The 19,808-nt window shown below is 33.8% G+C and carries 19 protein-coding genes; 9 read left to right on the forward strand and 10 right to left on the reverse strand.

Features of this window, described 5'->3' with window-relative positions:
* The first annotated feature begins 30 nt into the window (after positions 1-30).
* The gene (gene trpS / locus V7P73_RS01010; RefSeq protein ID WP_333850679.1) at positions 31-999 is read left to right on the forward strand and encodes a tryptophan--tRNA ligase; all 969 of its coding nucleotides are present in this window, start codon (positions 31-33) and stop codon (positions 997-999) included.
* A 57-nt stretch (positions 1,000-1,056) separates the two neighbouring features.
* Here trpS and V7P73_RS01015 read toward each other — a convergent pair whose 3' ends face one another.
* The 6 genes from V7P73_RS01015 to V7P73_RS01040 all read right to left on the reverse strand — a co-directional run bounded on the left by V7P73_RS01015 (position 1,057) and on the right by V7P73_RS01040 (position 5,903).
* Complete coding sequence (locus V7P73_RS01015) at positions 1,057-1,755, reverse strand: YjjG family noncanonical pyrimidine nucleotidase (protein ID WP_333850680.1); 699 nt, start codon at positions 1,753-1,755, stop codon at positions 1,057-1,059.
* 78 nt (positions 1,756-1,833) lie between these two features.
* Positions 1,834-1,971 carry a hypothetical protein gene (locus V7P73_RS01020; RefSeq protein WP_175565918.1) on the reverse strand — a complete coding sequence of 46 codons (138 nt, stop codon included), beginning with the start codon at positions 1,969-1,971 and terminating at the stop codon, positions 1,834-1,836.
* Between the two features lie 44 nt (positions 1,972-2,015).
* Entirely contained in the window at positions 2,016-2,606 is a 591-nt protein-coding gene (locus V7P73_RS01025) for an RNA polymerase sigma factor (protein ID WP_333850681.1), read from the reverse strand.
* Positions 2,607-2,822: 216 nt separating this feature from the next.
* Positions 2,823-3,296: a hypothetical protein gene (locus V7P73_RS01030; RefSeq protein WP_333850682.1), complete on the reverse strand. Its 474-nt coding sequence runs from the start codon at positions 3,294-3,296 to the stop codon at positions 2,823-2,825.
* Between the two features lie 171 nt (positions 3,297-3,467).
* Positions 3,468-4,748, reverse strand: coding sequence for a methionine adenosyltransferase (metK, locus tag V7P73_RS01035; protein ID WP_333850683.1), 1,281 nt, complete (start codon positions 4,746-4,748; stop codon positions 3,468-3,470).
* Positions 4,749-4,949: 201 nt separating this feature from the next.
* Entirely contained in the window at positions 4,950-5,903 is a 954-nt protein-coding gene (locus tag V7P73_RS01040) for a hydrogen peroxide-inducible genes activator (RefSeq protein WP_333850685.1), read from the reverse strand.
* A gap of 114 nt (positions 5,904-6,017) precedes the next feature.
* On the opposite strand from V7P73_RS01040, the gene V7P73_RS01045 reads away from it, so the two are divergent.
* The 8 genes from V7P73_RS01045 (at position 6,018) to V7P73_RS01080 (ending at position 15,860) form a co-directional block, all read left to right on the forward strand.
* On the forward strand, positions 6,018-7,508 hold the full coding sequence (locus V7P73_RS01045; RefSeq protein ID WP_333850687.1) for a catalase: 1,491 nt from the start codon (positions 6,018-6,020) through the stop codon (positions 7,506-7,508).
* Between the two features lie 115 nt (positions 7,509-7,623).
* Positions 7,624-8,523: a T9SS type A sorting domain-containing protein gene (locus tag V7P73_RS01050; RefSeq protein WP_333850689.1), complete on the forward strand. Its 900-nt coding sequence runs from the start codon at positions 7,624-7,626 to the stop codon at positions 8,521-8,523.
* A gap of 93 nt (positions 8,524-8,616) precedes the next feature.
* The gene (recJ, locus tag V7P73_RS01055) at positions 8,617-10,329 is read left to right on the forward strand and encodes a single-stranded-DNA-specific exonuclease RecJ (RefSeq protein ID WP_333850691.1); all 1,713 of its coding nucleotides are present in this window, start codon (positions 8,617-8,619) and stop codon (positions 10,327-10,329) included.
* Between the two features lie 13 nt (positions 10,330-10,342).
* Positions 10,343-10,924: a nicotinate (nicotinamide) nucleotide adenylyltransferase gene (gene nadD, locus V7P73_RS01060; RefSeq protein ID WP_312761791.1), complete on the forward strand. Its 582-nt coding sequence runs from the start codon at positions 10,343-10,345 to the stop codon at positions 10,922-10,924.
* A gap of 8 nt (positions 10,925-10,932) precedes the next feature.
* Positions 10,933-11,712 (forward strand): hypothetical protein, encoded by a 780-nt coding sequence (locus tag V7P73_RS01065; protein ID WP_333850696.1) that lies wholly within the window; start codon positions 10,933-10,935, stop codon positions 11,710-11,712.
* Between the two features lie 5 nt (positions 11,713-11,717).
* A complete protein-coding gene (locus tag V7P73_RS01070; RefSeq protein WP_333850698.1) occupies positions 11,718-12,059 on the forward strand; it encodes a DUF3817 domain-containing protein in 342 nt (113 codons plus the stop codon).
* A gap of 196 nt (positions 12,060-12,255) precedes the next feature.
* Positions 12,256-13,254 carry a 2-hydroxyacid dehydrogenase gene (locus V7P73_RS01075; RefSeq protein ID WP_333850700.1) on the forward strand — a complete coding sequence of 333 codons (999 nt, stop codon included), beginning with the start codon at positions 12,256-12,258 and terminating at the stop codon, positions 13,252-13,254.
* Positions 13,255-13,553: 299 nt separating this feature from the next.
* Positions 13,554-15,860 (forward strand): TonB-dependent receptor domain-containing protein, encoded by a 2,307-nt coding sequence (locus V7P73_RS01080; protein WP_442896950.1) that lies wholly within the window; start codon positions 13,554-13,556, stop codon positions 15,858-15,860.
* Positions 15,861-15,951: 91 nt separating this feature from the next.
* Here the strand turns inward: V7P73_RS01080 and ctlX are convergent, their stop codons facing one another.
* The 4 genes from ctlX to V7P73_RS01100 form a co-directional block, all read right to left on the reverse strand.
* Positions 15,952-16,869 carry a citrulline utilization hydrolase CtlX gene (gene ctlX / locus V7P73_RS01085; protein ID WP_333850703.1) on the reverse strand — a complete coding sequence of 306 codons (918 nt, stop codon included), beginning with the start codon at positions 16,867-16,869 and terminating at the stop codon, positions 15,952-15,954.
* 40 nt (positions 16,870-16,909) lie between these two features.
* Positions 16,910-17,299: a four helix bundle protein gene (locus V7P73_RS01090; RefSeq protein ID WP_333850705.1), complete on the reverse strand. Its 390-nt coding sequence runs from the start codon at positions 17,297-17,299 to the stop codon at positions 16,910-16,912.
* Between the two features lie 75 nt (positions 17,300-17,374).
* A complete protein-coding gene (locus V7P73_RS01095; RefSeq protein WP_333850707.1) occupies positions 17,375-18,289 on the reverse strand; it encodes a dimethylarginine dimethylaminohydrolase family protein in 915 nt (304 codons plus the stop codon).
* Between the two features lie 176 nt (positions 18,290-18,465).
* Positions 18,466-19,752: a citrate synthase gene (locus V7P73_RS01100; RefSeq protein ID WP_333850708.1), complete on the reverse strand. Its 1,287-nt coding sequence runs from the start codon at positions 19,750-19,752 to the stop codon at positions 18,466-18,468.
* Between the last annotated feature and the right edge of the window lie 56 nt (positions 19,753-19,808).

Consider the following 19,808-nt stretch of genomic DNA (forward strand, 5'->3'; position numbering starts at 1 on the left):
GTCTATTTTTGTACAAATTATAATTAAAAAATGTCTAGAATTCTTACCGGGATACAAGCCACCGGAACCCCACATTTGGGAAATCTTTTGGGAGCTATCATCCCAGCAATCGAACTATCAAAACAAGCAGGAAATGAATCTTTTCTTTTCATTGCCAATCTGCACTCTTTAACTCAAATCAAAGATGCAAAAGAGCTTAAACAAAATACTTACGAGATTGCTGCAGCTTGGCTTGCCTGCGGACTAGACACAGAAAAAACATTTTTTTACCGTCAAAGCGACATCCCGGAAACTTGCGAGTTGTCTTGGCATTTGTCGTGCTTTTTCCCTTATCAAAGATTGACTTTGGCTCATTCTTTCAAAGATAAAGCAGACAGATTACAAGACGTAAATGCTGGACTTTTCACCTATCCAATCTTGATGGCTGCAGATATTTTGTTGTACGATGCAGAGGTTGTACCTGTTGGTAAAGACCAATTGCAACATTTGGAAATTGCACGTGATGTAGCTTCAAGATTCAATAATCAAATGGGTGAAGTTTTGGTTTTACCTCAAGCAGAATTGCAGGAAAATACAAAATACGTTCCTGGAATCGACGGACACAAAATGTCAAAATCCAGAGGAAACATTATCAATATCTTCTTACCAGAAAAGGAATTAAAGAAGCAAGTGATGAGTATTGAAAGTGATTCTAAAACTTTAGAAGAACCAAAGGATCCATCAACAGATAAAATTTTCGCCATCTATGAATTAATTGCAACGCCTGAGCAAACCGAAGAATTGAGAGCAAAATATCTGGCTGGAAATTACGGTTATGGACACGCGAAAAAAGAACTTTTGGATTTGATTTTAGTAAGATTTGCAAAAGAAAGAGAAACTTTCACTTACTATATGAACAATCTTGACGAGTTGGAAGCAAAATTGCAAGAAGGAGCAGGAAAAACCAGAGTTATTGCGACTGAAACAATCAAAAGAGTTAGAGAAAGTTTGGGAATTTAATTTTCAAAAACTTTCAAACAATAACAAAGCCTTTCAAATTAGAAAGGCTTTTCTTTTTTATAAATATTGTTTGATTTCTGATAATTTCTTGACGAATTTCAAATCTTCTTCCAATGGATTTTCATCCAAAACGTTGAAGAAAATAATATCAATTCCGAAATTCTGTGCGCCTTTCACATCAGCAATCCAGTCATCACCAATTAGAATACTTTCTTTTTTTTCAGCTTTTGCAAGATTAAGAGAATATTCAAAAATTTCTGGTCTTGGTTTTCTGATGTTGACAGAATCTGCGCTGGTAATCGTTTCAAAAAAATCAGCAATTCCGGACAAAATACATTTCCTTTCCGTTACTTCCTGGAAACCATTGGAAATAATGTGCATTTTGTAATTTTTATTCTTCAAATAATTGAGTAAATCTAAAGCACCATCAACCAACTCATTATATTTCAGAATTTCGTCTAAGAAATGGTGTTCAAAATAATCTGCAAGATTGGCATCATCCACTCCGAAATTCAAGAATGTGTCATAAAAACGATGTTTTCTCAGATATTCTTTATCAATTTCTCCATCTCGGATTTGTTCCCAAAGTTTTTCATTGATGATGTGATAAGTACTATGAAATTCTTCAAAATCAATCTCATATTTTTTAGAAATCTCTTGATTTTTGAACAGTTCCTTGATTGTCAAATATGCATTCTTGCGGTGATCCCAAAGTGTATTGTCGAGATCAAAAAAAATGTGCCTTACGTTTTTCATAAGGCACAAATCTAATCATTTTTGATCCACGTAGGAAAGCTCAGTCATAAAAATCAATTATTAAAATCAAAAAAAATTCTAGTTTTTAGAAACCAAAATTGTTTTTCTATTTTTAGTTTTAAGCGTGTCGATATTCTTAGAATAACTCAGTAAAAAATCGATTATTTCTTTTTTAGGCATCAAAGCTTTTGTTGTTAAAGTGTCGTTTTTTTTCACAGGCTGACTTTTACAACTATAACGCCAAAAAAAAATCTTTATTATTATTTTGTTAAAATAATTTTATGTTCATCCATTATTTTTCTCAAATTAATGAGTGCATATCTCACTCTTCCAAGCGTTGTGTTGATACTCGTATCTGTATGATCTGCAATCTCTTTGAAACTTAAACCATCAAAAAACCTAAGCTTAATCACCTCTTGCTGATTGTATGGCAACATCACAAGCATCTTTAGCAAATCCTCATTTATTTGATTTGCGATTAATTTATCTTCAATATTATTTTCTGGTTCTTTGATAATATCGAAGATGGAAAATTCTTCATTCTCGTAAGAAGTTTCAGAAATTTTAATATTTTTAGATTGTAATCTATAATGATCGATGATGAGATTATGAGCGATTCTTTTGGCCCATAGAATGAATTTGTTTTCTTCTTTGTAGCGGCCTTCTTTTAGCGTAATAATAATTTTGATAAAAGTATCTTGGAAGATGTCATTGGCCAAATCTTCATCCATCAATTTGTAAAAGATAAAGGAAAAAAGATCTTTCTTGTGCTTATTGATTAGTGCTGAAAGGGCTTTTTCCTCTCCGTTCTGATAAAGTAGGATTAGTTGGCTATCGTTTTGCGTTTTCATATTCACTCCTAAATATTTGAACCTATGCTTCCACCAATTACAGTGTAATCAATCTGACAGTTTCGGTTCTGTTATTATTTTTTTAAGAGTAAATTTCTTCTATACACCATTATTTTTAGGTGTGTAAAAATAATAAAAAAGATTTAACAAAATGTTAAGGGATTGTTAAACTTTCAATTTCTTTTCATTTGATGCATAAAAATTAAAAAAGTTAAATCATTTTATAAGCACTAACGGTATATTTATTGTGAAATTAATATTAAGTCCTTTCAGTTCTTTCCCATTTATCCCATCTTTATCAAGAGAAAATCCATAACCTCCCATCAAATCTACAATCCCAAAAAGACTAAAACCAACTTTTGGTGCAATATATTTATTAGTAGCTTCTGCTCCGGTTACAAAATAATAAGAATGATAGAAATCTACATTTTTCTCAAAATTTAAAAGAAAATCGGCTTGAACTTTTGGCATTATAGCAAATTTCTGATTCGCAGATCCCATTAAAGCAGAAACTCCAGTTCTGAAAATCACATCATCATTGCTTAGAAAAAGTAACTTTCCACCAACTTCCCCAAAACTTTGATTTTGATAAGTGTAGCCAACATTCAACATTTTATGAACCGTCACCTGGGCTTTTGTAAGTCCACAAAAAGCAATTAACAATATAATAGTGTAAAGTCTAGATTTCATTTTTTATCTGATATTATATACGACAAAATTAACAAAAGAGATTTTGAAAATTTTACTGGGGCAAAGGAACACAAAATTTTATAGAGTTTTTATGTTCTAGATAGAAGTTTAGAATAAAAAACTGCTTTACCAAAAGATAAAGCAGTTTCCAGATTTCTAAAATTACGAATTTTACAATCCGAATTCTTTTTTGATATCCTCTACTCGATCCAATTTCTCCCAAGTGAAGAATTCTAGATCTTTCAAAGTTAATTCGTTTTTCTGTCCTTTGTTGAAGGTTTTATCAGCTACATAATAATCTTTCCCCATATGTCCGTAAGCTGCAGTTTCTATATAGATAGGATTTCTCAATTTAAGGTTTTTCTCAACTGCATAAGGTCTAAGGTCAAACAATTGCTGAACTTTCTTAGCCAATTCTCCATCATTGATATTCAATTTTGAAGTTCCATAAGTATTAATGTAAAGCCCACAAGGCTCTGCAACACCAATCGCATAAGAAACCTGTACCAAAACTTCATCTGCAACACCTGCAGCAACTAAGTTTTTCGCAATGTGTCTTGTTGCGTAAGCTGCACTTCTGTCAACTTTAGAAGGATCTTTTCCAGAGAAAGCACCACCTCCGTGAGCACCTTTTCCACCGTAAGTATCAACGATAATTTTTCTTCCCGTTAAACCTGTATCTCCGTGAGGACCACCGATTACAAATTTTCCAGTTGGGTTGATATGATATTTGATATCACCATTGAACAATTCCTGAATTTTCGGCTTTTGTTTAGCCTTAACTTTAGGAATTAAAATTTCGATAATATCTTTCTTGATTTTAGCTAGCATCGCATCTTCGCTTCCGAAATCATCGTGTTGCGTAGAAACAACAATACTGTCGATTCTTACAGGTTTGTGATCATCAGAATACTCGATTGTTACCTGAGATTTTGCATCTGGACGCAGGTACGGAATTGCATTTCCTTCTCGTCTAAGATCTGCCAATTCTTTTAGAATTTGATGCGCAAGATCCAAAGCCAAAGGCATATAATTTTCAGTTTCGTTGGTGGCGTACCCAAACATCATCCCTTGATCTCCAGCACCTTGAGCATTTGCTCTAGCCTCAAAATCAGTCTCGTCCAAAGTTCTGTCAACACCTTGATTGATATCGGGAGACTGCTCGTGGATTGCAGAAATCACACCACAAGAATCACCATTGAACATATATTCGCTTTTCGTGTAACCAATTTTGTTGATCACATCTCTCGCAATATGCTGTACATCTAGATAAGCATCAGACTTGACTTCACCTGCCAAAACTACTTGACCAGTCGTAACCAACGTTTCACAAGCTACTTTTGAGTTTTTGTCATAAGCCAAGAAATGGTCAATAAGCGCATCAGAAATCTGATCTGCAACTTTATCAGGATGCCCTTCAGAAACTGATTCGGACGTAAATAAATAAGACATAAATAAATTCCTTTTATATTAATTTGTTTAAGGATAAACTGCTGATTGTAAAAAAGGAACTAAAAGAGAAAAATCTGTTTTAGCATTTTTTATTGAGGTTGCAATCAGTCAAAGTTCTCCTCCGTTTATTCAAAAATCGAGTGCAAATTTACAAAGTAAATCTTAAACTTCAAAATCAATTCATATTAATTCAGTATGAATTTATTCAGGTTTGATGCTGACGTAATTTTCTTGATCCTTATAATAATTAAGCCTCTGTTCCATAGATGTTCTGATTTCTGAAATCAACTCATCAATGATTTTTTGCTTATAAGTTGGTTTATAATAAATTAAACTGATTTCTCTAAAAGGAAACGGCTTAATGAATCTGGAAACTTTTTGTTTCTGTTCAGTCGACAACTGCTCAACTCCCATTTCCGGAAGGATCGTAATACCACCAACTTTATCAACCATTTGAATCAATGTATTGATATTGGAAGCTAAAAACTCTAAGTTATTTGGTTTCAAAGAATTTTCTTTAAGATGACAAATATTCTCAAACTGAGTTCTAAGGCAGTTTCCTTCTTCCAAAAGCCAAACTTTATTTACATCAATGTCATCAGGAACTACGAAACAATCTTTTTTCACACCAGCTTCTTGATTAGCAGAATAAAGCATCAATTCCTCATTGAAAAGAAAATCCTGATAAAACTCGTCCGCCGCAGAATAAGGTGTAGAAATAATTCCCGCATCCAATTCACCAGATTTCAAAGATTTGATGATGCTTTCGGTCGTCATTTCTTTGATATTCAATTCAATCTGAGGATTCTTTTTTAAGAAACTAAAAATCTCGTTTGGAAGAACATAACTTGAAACAGTCGGAATAATCCCGAGGTTAAGCTTACCTGCAAGAATGTTGTTGAGGAAATTAGCTTTATTCTTCAATTCATTTACAGAATCGATGACTTTCTGAGCTTCTTTGATTACTTCGGCTCCTGCATCTGTAGTTCTGATCGGGTGTGTTGTTCTATCAAAAACCTTCACATCAAGCTCATCTTCAAATTTCTGAATCATTGCGCTAAGCGTAGGTTGAGTAATAAAACAGGCTTGTGCAGCTTTACCAAAATGCTTATATTTATCTACTGCAATTAGATATTCTAGTTGTTGGATATTCACGATTTGTAATTAATTTTATCTATTACAAATATACTTATTAATTTGTTTCATGAATAAGTTTTTTTATCGAATTTTGCCTCTCAACAAATGAATTAAATCATAAAATCAGAAAATATGGAAAACAAGAAAAAACTCACAAATTCCGTTGGCTCACCCTATTACGAGCATCAGGATTCACAGACTGTTGGACCAAGAGGTCCGGTTTTATTACAGGATTTTATCTTACAAGAGAATCTCGCACATTTCGTAAGAGAAAGAATTCCGGAAAGAATTGTTCACGCAAAAGGTTCCGGCGCGTATGGAACTTTTACGGTTACTCACGACATTAGCCAATATACAAGAGCAAAATTGTTTTCTAAAGTTGGAAATTCCTGCAAAATGTTCGCTAGATTTTCTACTGTAGGTGGAGAAATGGGAAGTGCTGACACAGAAAGAGACCCAAGAGGTTTTGCCTTGAAATTCTACACAGAAGACGGAAATTGGGATCTAGTAGGAAATAACACGCCTGTTTTCTTTATCAAGGACGCAAAAAAATTCCCCGACTTTATCCACACTCAAAAACGTGTTCCAAAAACTAACTTGAAAAGCAAAACAATGGTTTGGGATTTCTGGTCTTTGAATCCAGAATCTCTTCATCAGGTTTTAATTTTGATGTCAGACAGAGGAACTCCTCACGGATACAGACATATGCACGGATTTGGTTCTCATACTTTTTCTATGATCAATGAAAACAATGAAAGAACTTGGGTTAAATTTCACTTCAAAACACAACAAGGTATCAAGAATTTTTCTGATGATGAAGCTACGAAAATGAAAGGTGAAAATCCGGATTTTTCTCAGGAAGATTTGGTAACCGCTATTGAAAAAGGAGATTTCCCAAAATGGACGCTTTACATCCAAACAATGACAGAACAACAAGCTAAAGAATGGCGTTGGAATCCATTTGATGTAACTAAAGTTTGGTTCCAAGATGAATTTCCGTTACAGGAAGTTGGCGTAATGGAGCTGAATGAAGTTCCAAGAAACTACTTCGTTCACGTAGAACAATCTGCTTTTGCACCAAGTCATTTGGTAGATGGAATCAGCTTTTCTCCAGACAAAATGCTACAAGGAAGATTGTTTTCTTATGCCGATGCACACAGATATAGATTAGGCGTAAACTCTCATCAACTTGAAGTTAACAAATGTCCATTTGCTGTCAACAATTTCCAAAGAGGTGGTTTTATGGCAGATGATTCTAATTATGAAGACAAACCAAATTATTATCCAAACAGTTTCAGTGATGTAGAGCCAAGCGAATCCCATAAAGCTTTTGACTATGATTTGGACAATAATCACGTTGCCAATTATAACAGAAATCAAAATGATGACGACCATTATACACAACCAGGTTTATTCTACACAAAAGCTTTGAATCAAGAAGCGAGAACAGCTTTGGTCAATAATATTGTTGGACATATGAGCGGAATAGATGGACCAAAACGAGATGAAATCATCAATCGTCAGCTTTGTCATTTCTTCCGAGCTAATATTGAACTAGGAATGAGAGTTGCACAAGGACTTGGTGTAAATATCGATGCGAATGCAATGAATCATACAAAATAGATTCAAAAATTATAGACTTTCACATACAACCTTTCGATTTTTTCGGAAGGTTTTTTATTGATTATAAGTAGATTAATAATTATTTTTCTAAATTCGCTTCCCTTTTAATTTATGTATGAAGAAAACTTTATTCTTTTTAGCAATTGCTTTATTTTCAGTTTCGTTATCGGCTCAACAGCAGAAAATTTCGTTTGAAACTTCGGAAGGTTATACTCTTGGAAGTGTTATTGGTCAAAAAGAATGGACGGTAAAAACAGACAATGTTCCCAACAGCAGTTTCCAGGTCGTTACTGGAAAAGCAACAGACGGCAATAATTCTGTGGAAGTCACCAGCACGAATGCCTACACAGAAAATATGACTTATCTGTTCAAAAAAATTCCAGAATATAAAAGACTTATGGTTTCTGCAGATTTAAAATTGGAAAAATTGGACAGTTCAGAATATTATATGTTGTCATTATATTATAACAATAATGGCACTTATTCTTGGGCTGGTGGGTTTAATTTTTTAATCAGTGGAAATTTTTATGCTGATAATGATCTCAATTTTCAAGCGCTCGGAAACTGGATTCCAGGAAAATGGTATAATTTAAAAATTGAAATCGATCACGTTACTGAAAAAGATATAAAATATTATCTTGACAATCAATTGGTTCACACCTCCCCATTAAGCTCCAAAGTGGTAAGAGTGAATGATTTGAATTTCGAATTTGATAATGACGGAAGCGGTTTTATTGTTGATAATATCATCGTAAAAGATATGGATTATCTTGAAGTTTCTGATGTTGTGAAAACCGAGGTCAAAGTATTTCCAAATCCAACTTCGGATTTTATCAATATTAAATCTAATGAAACTATAAAATCAGTTAAATTGTATAATACTTCTGGAGCTTTAGTCAAAACCGAAAATAACAATTCTTCAAAAATTGATATTTTTGCTCTTCCAAAAGGAAATTATATTATCTCTATCGAAACCGAATCTGGAATCGAAACTAAAAAAATCATCAAAGAATAAGAGATTAATAATTCTAAATACAGAAACAGTTGTTATTGATTTAGCAAGCGTTTTAATTTCTCAAAGCCGTTTTTTTTCGTTACTTTTGTAACTATGAGTCAAAAGTGGATTTATAAAACCGAGCCTGATGAAGAAATTGTTGATGGACTGATTTCTTCGATTGGTTTTGGAACTTTAGAATCCAAAATCCTAGTGATGCGGGAGATTAATAATTATCAAAAAGCACGCGAATTCTTCAAACCAAACGGAACCGACATCCATAATCCTTTTCTGATGGCTGATATGCAAAAAGCGGTAGAACGCATTGCAACAGCGATTGAAAATGGCGAAAAAATACTAGTTTATGGTGATTATGATGTAGATGGAACAACGGCTGTTGCGCTGATGTATCTTTATCTAAGCAAAATTGTCGATAAAAAATACCTTGATTTTTACATCCCAGATAGAAATGTTGAAGGTTACGGGATATCTGATGAAGGAATCCATTTTGCCAAAGACAATGGTTTTTCGTTAATTATTGCTTTAGACTGCGGAATCAAATCTGTTGATAAAATTGATTTGGCGAATTCTGTTGGTGTAGATTTCATTATTTGTGATCACCATTTGCCTGGAGACAAACTTCCGAAAGCGGTTGCTGTTCTGGATCCAAAAAGAAAAGACTGCCGATATCCTTATAAAGAATTAAGTGGCTGTGGCGTTGGTTTCAAACTTTGCCAAGGTCTGAATACAATCTATAAAATCCCGGAAAGTGAACTTTTTGAATTGACCGATCTTTTAGCAATCAGCATTGCGTCTGATATTGTTGCGATGACAGGTGAAAACCGAGTTCTGGCAATGCAAGGTTTGAAATTCCTTCGAAAAACAAGAAAATTTGGATTAAGACTTTTGATTCCTGAAGAAAAATTAGCACATTTCGAAATCTCGAATATCGTTTTTGATATTGCGCCAAAAATCAATGCTGCAGGGAGAATTTCGCACGCGAAAGCTTCGGTAGAATTGATGATTTCTGACAATTTGAAACAAGCTCAGCAAATTGTTGATGAGATTATTAATCTGAATGATGAACGTCGCGAGATGGATATCAACATTACACAATCTGCGATGAGTCAGGCTTTGGAATTACAAAAAACCGAATGTTTTTCAACCATCGTTTATGATCCAAGTTGGAACAAGGGCGTGATTGGCATTGTAGCTTCCCGTTTGATTGAAAATTACTTCAAACCGACTTTAGTTTTTACCGAAGGTAATAATGGCGAATTAGTAGCTTCCGCAAGATCTGTTTCAGATTTTGATATTCATAAAGCGTTGGAACATTGCTCGGATTTGTTTATGAAATTTGGAGGACATCAGGCTGCTGCAGGACTTTCTATGGAGAAAGAAAAGTTTGAAGAATTCAAAATTCGTTTTGAAAATTATGTGAAAAATAATATCCAAGATCATCAGAAAGAACCGACAATTTATATTGATAGCGTTGTAAATCCTGAAGATTTGAATCGTGAATTCATCAACTTCCATAGAAAATTAGCGCCATTTGGGCCACAGAATATGAAACCAGTTTTGGTTTTGAAAAATGTGAAAGTCAATGGTTATGTAAGATTGATGGGAAAAGAAAGTACACATTTAAAATTCAATATTTTACAGCCAAACACGGGTCGAAACGTAGAATGTGTTGGTTTCCGATTCGGGCAGTTTGCAGATGATTTTAAAACTAAAACTTTCGATTTGGCATTTACCATAGAAGAAAATCATTGGAAAGGTAATGTCTCACATTTTCTGAACATACGAGATGTGAAGTTTCACGAATAAAGAATAAGCATTTATGAAAAAAATAGGATTGTTTTTCGGCTCATTCAATCCCATTCATATTGGGCACTTGATTCTTGGAAATTATATTTTGGAGAATTCTGATATGGAAGAATTGTGGTTTGTAGTAAGTCCACAAAATCCCTTTAAGGATAAAAAATCTTTACTGAAAGATCACAATCGTCTGGATATGGTTCAATTAGCAATTAAAAATTATCCAAAAATGCGGGCTTCCAATGTAGAATTTTCGCTTCCTGTTCCAAGTTACACCATTGATACTTTGACTTATCTGAATGAGAAATATCCAGATTATTCTTTCTCTTTGATAATGGGTGAAGACAATCTAAAAAGTCTTCACAAATGGAAAAACTACGAGTTACTTTTGGAAAAATACCATATCATTGTTTATCCTAGAATTTTTGATGAAGAAAAAAAAGTGGATTATCTACAGCACGAAAATATCTCTCTAATCAAAGCACCGATTATAGAATTGTCTGCAACGGAAATCCGAAATATGATCAAGGAAGGTAAAAATACTCGCCCAATGTTACCGCCAGAAGTGTTTGATTATTTGGATGGCAGCAATTTCTATAGATGAAATTTGGTATGAAGAATATAATAGCTATTATTTTTTTATTATGCTTTGGAAGCCTATTTTTTGGACAGAGTGATTCTCTATATAAAAAATTTCTTGATCAAAGTCAAAAGCATTATAGACAAAACTGCAAAAAAGATTCACTGAAAGCAGTTTCTGACTCAAAAGAGATAAATAAATATTACATGAATATTCCCGCACCATACGGTGACGAATTCTTGCCTGCAAGCGAATTAGAAATTATTCTAAGAGAAAATAATATTAGTTGGGGAGGTTATTACATGAGAAGTGATATCGGTGGTTATGATGGTGAATGTTATGAATTATACATGACAAAAGAAACGGAAAAAAAGTATGGCAAAGATTTCATAGATAATTTATTAAAAAAATCGGTTTCAGATTATGTTCAAAAAAATCCAGATTTAATATTTAAGCACAGTGATTTTTTAGAATGGACTTATAATGGAAGTTATTTAGATTTTATGTACGGAAACGATGACCTAAATAAAGCTTTTTTTTCAACTTTTTCTTATCCCGATAATTATCAACCTTATAAACCATCGGATAAATACAAATCACTATCTGATATTTCTATTTTATTAAATGAGAATGGTAAATTATTAAAAATTGTCAGTTTTCACCATCATATTTATAATTCTACAAATAGCAGATTTGTACCCTATTTGGAAAAAAATCTAAGAAAATTTGTCGAAAAATCAATATTTGCACCCGCAACCTATTCAGGATTTCCAGTAAAAGCTGAAATTAATTTAAGAATATATTATAAGTAGCTCTAATGAACTTTATAGACAAATATTACTCAAAATATCCGGAAGAAAAACTCATCAAATGGTTTAAGCAAATTTGCTTTGCAGAAGCTGTTTCGTGGCTTTTATTATTTTCAGCAATGATTTGGATTCGTGTTGAGCCAGAGGGTCTTTTCGCAATCATTTACATCAGTACGATTGGGAGTATCCATGGACTTTTTTTCACACTATATCTTATATTCCTTCCAGTAATTAGAAAAATCTATGATTGGGATGATGAAGATTTCATTTTCGCATTAATGGGTGCTTTTTTCCCTTTTGCGACGATTTGGGTTGATAAAAAATTAGCTCGAAAAGATAGAGGCAACTGATGATTGTCCAAGGGAAATTATCTTTTTGAATTAAAATATATAGACCACAAAAGTTGCAAAAGAAAAATCAATACTAAACATTTTATTGATGGAAAAGAGAAAAAAAGGGAAATATCAAATTAAACTTATTGGTCCTTTTTTCATAAATCTTATGTGACTTTTGTGGTTAAAAACTAAATCATTATATCTTTAAAATATGAAAATCACATTCTTCTCCTCCAAGCCTTACGACAAAGAATTCTTTGGCAAAATCAACAAGAATTTCAATTTTGAATTGGATCATTTTGAAACGCATCTCGGTCCACACGTTCTGAATCTTATCGGAAACACAGAAGCTGTTTGCGCTTTTGTCAATGATAAACTGGATGCAGAAGTTCTCGAACATCTAGCCAAAAAAGGCGTAAAATATATTGCGTTGCGTTGCGCAGGTTTCAACAATGTGGATTTGGAAGCGGCAAAACGTCTTGGTTTGAGAGTTTGCCGAGTTCCTGCTTATTCTCCTGAAGCGGTTGCTGAACACGCAATGGCGATGATTCTTACACTCAATAGAAAAACCCATAAAGCTTATAATAGAGTTCGTGAACAGAACTTTGCGTTGAATGGATTGATGGGATTTAATCTTTATCAGAAAACAATTGGCGTTATGGGAACTGGAAACATCGGTGCTGCTTTTGCTAAGATTGCAAGAGGATTTGGAGCGCGAGTTTTAGCTTATGATATTGTAGAAAATCAAGAACTTAAAAATCTAGGAATTGAATATGTTTCTCAAGAAGAATTACTTTCTGAATCTGATATTGTTTCACTTCACTGTCCTTTGATGGATTCTACACGTCATTTGATTAATGCGGATTCAATCAAAAAAATGAAGGAAAATGTAATGATTATCAACACAAGCCGAGGCGGATTGATTGATACCAAAGCTGTAATTCACGGATTGAAATCCAAACACATCGGTTATCTCGGAATTGATGTTTATGAGCAGGAAGAAAAGTTATTTTTCCGAGATCTTTCTCATACAATTATCGAAGATGACACAATCCAAAGATTGATGAGTTTTCCAAATGTTTTGGTTACGGCACATCAGGCTTTCTTCACGGAAGAAGCTTTGGAACAGATTGCAACCAGTTCTTTGACGAGTCTTTCACATTTTGAAAAGAATGAAGAATTTGAAAATCCGAACGCAGTTTTGATTTAGAATTTCATCAAAATAATAAAATAAAACTTTAAAAATTATAGTCCGAAATCTCGGATAATGAAGCCATTGCAAAATATGCAGTGGCTTTTTTCATTTTTTCACTGATTCTGATGTAACATATTTCTGCTTCCACTTGTCTTACTTATAAATCGGTTAAATTTTTAATATTGATAATCAACCAATTAAAACAATTAAATAATTTTATTTACTACTTTGTATTGCATAATACTAATTTTAATATATATCTTTGCAATATAAATTATTAGAAAATACAAACTACCTAAATAAAACCACGTATTATGAAAACTAAAATCCTAATGGCAGCAATATTTTTTTCAGGATTGATTTATGCACAGGAAACACCTAAAAAAGATACAGCGACAACAAAAAACATAGAAGCAGTAAGCTTAACCAAACAAGTTTTCAAAAAACAAAGTGACCGTTTCGTTTATGATGTTGCCGCATCGCCAGTGGCTAAAGGAAACACAGCATTCAATCTTTTGAAGCAAACACCATTGGTTTCTTCCACGGATGATAAAACTTTGAAAATCATTGGGAAAAACAACGCTGTGATTTTCATTAATGGAAGAAAAACCAATATGGATGCGGAGTCATTAACTCAATTTCTGAAAAATACACCCGCAGAAAATATTCAGAAAATTGAAGTGATTACGCTTCCCGGAAGTGAATATCAGGTTGAATCTTCGGACGGAATCATCAACATCGTTTTGAAGAAAAAAATGACCGACGGACTGAACGGAAATATGAGAATGGGAAACGCCCAAAGCTATTATAACTCTTCTTATGCAGGCGTTTCGCTTAATTACAGAAAAGATAAGTTGGGAATCAGTTCCAACATCAACACGAGTCAAAATATTCAAGAGCAATATTATATTCTGAGAAACGGAAATGATAAATCCAGCAACCAGTCAGAAGGACGGGTATCTGATCCTAATAAAAACTTAGGCGGCTATCTGAACATTGATTATCAGTTGAATGACAATAGTAATTTGGCTTTGACTTATAATTCTTGGGCAAACAGAAGCTATGGCTCTGGTTCCAATCTATTCAATACGATTATCGCTCCCAACGAAAAAGGCAATATAGAAACAAGATACAGTCTGACTAAAAATGTTGAAAACTCACGTTCGTACAACAACTCCCTAAACCTTAATTATGAATGGAAGACAGACACACTCGGAAGTAAGTTGAATCTGAATGCAGCTTATCTTAATTATAAAAGATTTCAGAATGCAGACAACAGAACTTATACGACCGATTTGACGAGACAGGTTTTCAATCCTTCGACTATCATTATACAAAATACGCCTCAGATTATTAATAATTTCTCATCTACGGTTGATTATATCAAAAAATTAAAAAATGACTTCACAGTGGCTATCGGAGGAAACTTTAACAAAACAAAAACCGACAACGATACCAAGAATGACACTTATTATTATGACAAGGACGGAAATCTGGTAGACCAATACGGAAAACCAATCAGCAGCCCTATATCTACACCCAACCATTTTATTTACGATGAGAATATCTATGGCTTCTATGTAACCTTGGAAAAAAAGTTTTCTGATAAATTCTCAGGAAAAATAGGTTCTAGATATGAATTGACGAGCAGTGTTGGAAAATCGGACAATTCGGACTTCAGCAATATTGAAAGAGATTATAATAATTGGTTGCCTTATGCGAGTTTGAACTATGCGATTAACGACAAGAATAATATTTCGTATGCTTTTTCCAGTAGAATGAGAAGACCAAGTTTTTGGGAACTGAATCCTGTCAAGAATTATCTTACCAATGTCAACTATACGCAGAATAATCCTTTCGTGAAAGCGTCTTCGGTTTACACCAATGAGTTCACATATATGTTCAAGAGTTCTTACTTCCTGATAATCAATCACTCATTAACGAAAAATGCAATTACACAAGTTCCTTTGCAAAGAGACAAAGTAAGATTGGATGCCAACAATCAACCAGTTTTGGATGTCCACGGAAATCAAATCACTGACCGAGAACTGCGCTACATTAGAACCAATTTCGGAGATAAACAAGAGATGTCTGCAATGATTGGGATGCAAAAATCTTTTTTCAAACAATATTTGACAACCAATTTCAATATCGGATTGCAAAGAAATATCAATAACGGTTTTTTAAATACAGACCCGATTACGGGCGATATTTTTCCAGATTATGTGAACAAAATCAAATCCAATAGTTTATTGATACAAACCAACAACACTGTAAGACTGGATAAAAAGAAAACTTGGTTTTTAGGCGTGAACTATTGGTATGTGGACAATCAGCAGATAGAATTGGGACAACTGAAATCTTTAATGAGTTTGGATGCCAACATCAAAAAAGTATGGAACGACTGGACTTTTGCACTTGAAATCTATGACCTTCTGAAAACGAATAAAGTTGTGATTAATGACAATTCTCAAGCCAGTGGAAACTATAATTATATCAATCAAAATCAATATAACCAAAGTGTGAACTTCAGTATCACTTATAACTTCGGGAACAAAAAAGTTCAGAAAATAAGAGATATCAGCAGCGCAGACAAGGACATTAAAAACCGCACCAGATAATTACATTATATTTTCCTTATCAAATTATTATTTTCAAAAGCAATCCCGAAGAAGTTCTTCGGGATTTTTTATGTTAATTTAAAATAGCATTTTATTTCTTAGGCAGAAAAACCTCAGCCAGCATACATCTTGCACTTCCACCGCCATTGGTTTCTATCACTTCTAAATCTGAATAAATAATTTCGCAGTATTTCTCAATCGTAGAAACTTGTTCCGGCTTCAAAAATTTGTAGGCACTTTGACTCATTACTAAGAACTTCTCTCCCGAATTATTCTGAACCTGAAGCATATTTCCGGCGAAATTTTGCATTTGGTTTTCAGAGATTTCTATCAATTCTTTTCCTGAGTTTTTGATGGTTTCTACGACTTTTTCTCTTTCCAATTCGTCATCGATACAATCCAGACAAATCACAACGAATTTGTCCGCGACACACATCATCACATTGGTATGATAAATCGGTAATCTTTCTTCGCCAGCGGTTTGATAAGAATGAAAAACCACAGGTTTGAATCCAAATTCACTGCAGAATTTTCTGAACAAATCTTCATCCAATCTCAAAGAAACCGAACCATAAGCAATCTTGTTATCGTGATCGAAAATCATACTTCCTGTTCCTTCCAGGAATTTATTGTCTTTTTCGATTTCAGAATAATCGATGATTTCGCTGATGTTAAATTGTTCCTTGATTTGGTCAAGAATATCATTCCGTCTTTCCAAACGTCTGTTTTCTGCAAACATTGGATATAAAACCACTTTTCCGTCTCTGTGAAAACTTACCCAGTTATTTGGGAAAATTGAATCTGGCGTTTTTGGCTCAAGTGTATCTTTGATGATAATCACATTGATGCCTTTCGCTCTCAATTTTTCAACAAAAGAATTGAATTCTTTCAAAGCTTCATCTTGAACATTCCCTTCTTGTTGAACCTGAAAATAATTATTAACCGCCGTCTGCTCATTGAATCCGAAAGCAACTGGTTCTATCATCAAAACTGTATCTGTAGTCTGCATTGTATAAGTTTGAGGGTTTTAGAATGAGAGAATTTGAGAGTTATTTTTCTGATGAGAATGAACACCATTTATTAGATTGATTCATCATAGTTACCAACATCCCAATTACTTCATTATATTGATTATTCAAATTACTAAATTGTTCTTCATTTATGTAATTGCAAGCTAATGAAAACTGAAGCCAAGTTTGGGTTTCTCTTGCTTCTCCTTCAGAATCTGTCAGCTTTGCGACAAATGACTTTTCATATTTTCGTCTTCCCCAAGCCTCACTAATATTAGCAGAAACCGACCGAGAAGAACGCCTGATTTGGTCTTTGAGAGAATATGTTTCTTCTTTTGGAAATGTTTTTGAGAGTTCAAATATTTGCATTGCAACATCAAAGGACTTTTGAAAAACTTTCAAATCTTGATGAAATTTAACTGTTGACATCTGTTGTATTTTAAACTAAAATACAAAATATCAAATAACACTCAAACACCAACACTCTCAAATACTCAAATCCTTCTACTCTCTAACCAACGGAAGCGTCGAACATCTCAGCAAACCTCCCATTTTAGAAATCTCACGGTAAGGAATTTCCTCGACGGTAATTCCCCATTCGTTTCGGAAATGATTGTTCATTCTCGTGAAAGCCTTGTCAGAAACCACTACATCTGGCGCGATTGAGAAAACATTCGGGAACATTTGGAACATCTCTTCGTCATTGATATTGAAACAATTTTCTTCCCCAAAAATATCTATCACTAATTGATAATCATCCTCATCCACAAATCCATTTTTGTAAATCACACATTTGTCCTTGCCAATGGGGTTGAAAGTGCAATCTAAATGTAAAATTCCTTCATAAGGTTTAGTATCATTTTTCTTCAAATCAAGATCGATGATTCTTTTCTTTGGGAAATATTCTTTCAGGATTTCGATGGCATATTCGTTGGTTCTGGCCGTTTTCAGATTTCGGTAATCTGGGCTGTAGCTTGTTCCAATGAAAAGAAACTCGTCCCAAACAATTACATCACCACCTTCTATGTGCGCTTTTTCCGGAAGATTAATCACATTCCTCCAAGAAACTTTGTCGATGATATGTCGGTAAGCTTCTTGTTCGTCTGCTCTGTCGGGAATGATATTAGAAATTATCATTTTGTCTTCTATCACAAAGGCTACATCGCGGGCAAAAACCTGATTGTAATCTTTGATAATTTTGGGACGAAAAACCTCAACATCATATTTCTTCAACACTTTTTCGAACTCTGTCATTTCAGATATAATATCTTCCTCTGTTGGGTAGATATTATTTTCAATCGTGTTGTAAGATTTTGCATCATAACTTTCTGCAAGTGTAGGAATTGGTCCATTAGATTTTGGTTGTCCTAAAACTACAGATTTCAGCCTTCCTGTTTCGTTTTTGATATTTAGTTTCATAATTTCAGAATCACGCAAATATAATTAAACGATTCAAACCAATAATATTTTATTTTAGTTAATAACAACTGCCAGAGCGAGATTGTTGGAGAAAATTTTAGATAAATTATAAAAATGCCGAAAAAAAATCCCCGAAAAATTCATTTCGAGGATTTTATATTGATTTTCAATAATTTTTATCTGTTTGCAATGTTCACGTAATCACGCTTTTCTGCCCCTTGATAGATCTGTCTTGGTCTTCCGATTGGATCTCCTTTCAATCTCATTTCTTTCCATTGAGCAATCCATCCTGGTAATCTTCCTAATGCAAACATTACTGTGAACATTTCTGTAGGAATTCCTAATGCTCTGTAGATAATTCCAGAATAGAAATCTACGTTTGGATATAATTTTCTTTCGATGAAATAAGCGTCCTCCAAAGCTACTTTTTCCAACTGCATTGCAATGTCCAAAGCTTTATCCTGGATTCCTAATGCCTCTAATAAATCGTCAGCCGCTTTTTTGATGATTTTTGCTCTTGGATCAAAGTTTTTGTAAACTCTGTGTCCGAAGCCCATTAATCTGAAGCTATCGTTTTTATCTTTAGCTTTAGCTACCCACTTGTTTACATCACCACCGTCTTTTTCAATTAACTCAAGCATTTCGATAACTGCTTGATTAGCCCCTCCGTGAAGTGGACCCCAAAGCGCAGAAATACCAGCAGAAACTGATGAGAAAAGACCTGTATGAGCAGAACCTACCATTCTTACTGTAGAAGTAGAACAGTTTTGCTCGTGATCTGCGTGTAGGATTAATAATTTATCTAATGCATCGATTACCACAGGATTCATTTCGAATTCTTCATTTGGTAATCTGAACGCCATTTTGTAGAAATTTTCAACATAGCTTAGGCTATTATCTCCGTGATTAAGCGGAAGACCTAAAGTTTTTCTGTACGTCCAAGCAGCTAGATGTGCAAATTTTGCAATCAACAATTCAGCAGCTATATCCATTTCCTCTTTAGAGTTTACATTTACTGCTTTAGGGTTGAATGCCGTTAAAGCTGAAGTTAAAGTAGACAAAACTCCCATTGGATGCGCAGAACGAGGAAACGCATCGATGATTTTTTTCATCTCTTCTGCTACGAAGTTATATTTTTTGATGTTACTGTTGAAGGTATTAAACTGCTCATTAGTAGGTAATTCTCCGTGAAGCAAAAGATACATTACTTCCGTAAAATTAGATTTCTCAGCAATCTGCTCTATTGGATAACCTCTGTAGAATAGTTCACCCTGATCACCATCTAAGTATGTAATTTCACTGATTGTAGCACCTGTGTTTTTGTAACCAAGATCCATAGTAATTAAACCTGTTTGGTCTCTCAGTTTGGAAATATCAATTCCTCTGTCTCCGATAGTACTATCTACGATTGGATATTCAAAGCTTTTCCCGTCGTAATTTAATATAACTTTATTGTCTGACATTTTATAAATAATTTTATCTGCTAAATATAGTACTTTACTTGCGAATGGTCAACTGA

The sequence above is a fragment of the Epilithonimonas sp. genome (assembly GCF_036780765.1).
In the GTDB taxonomy this organism is placed as follows: Bacteria; Bacteroidota; Bacteroidia; order Flavobacteriales; family Weeksellaceae; genus Epilithonimonas.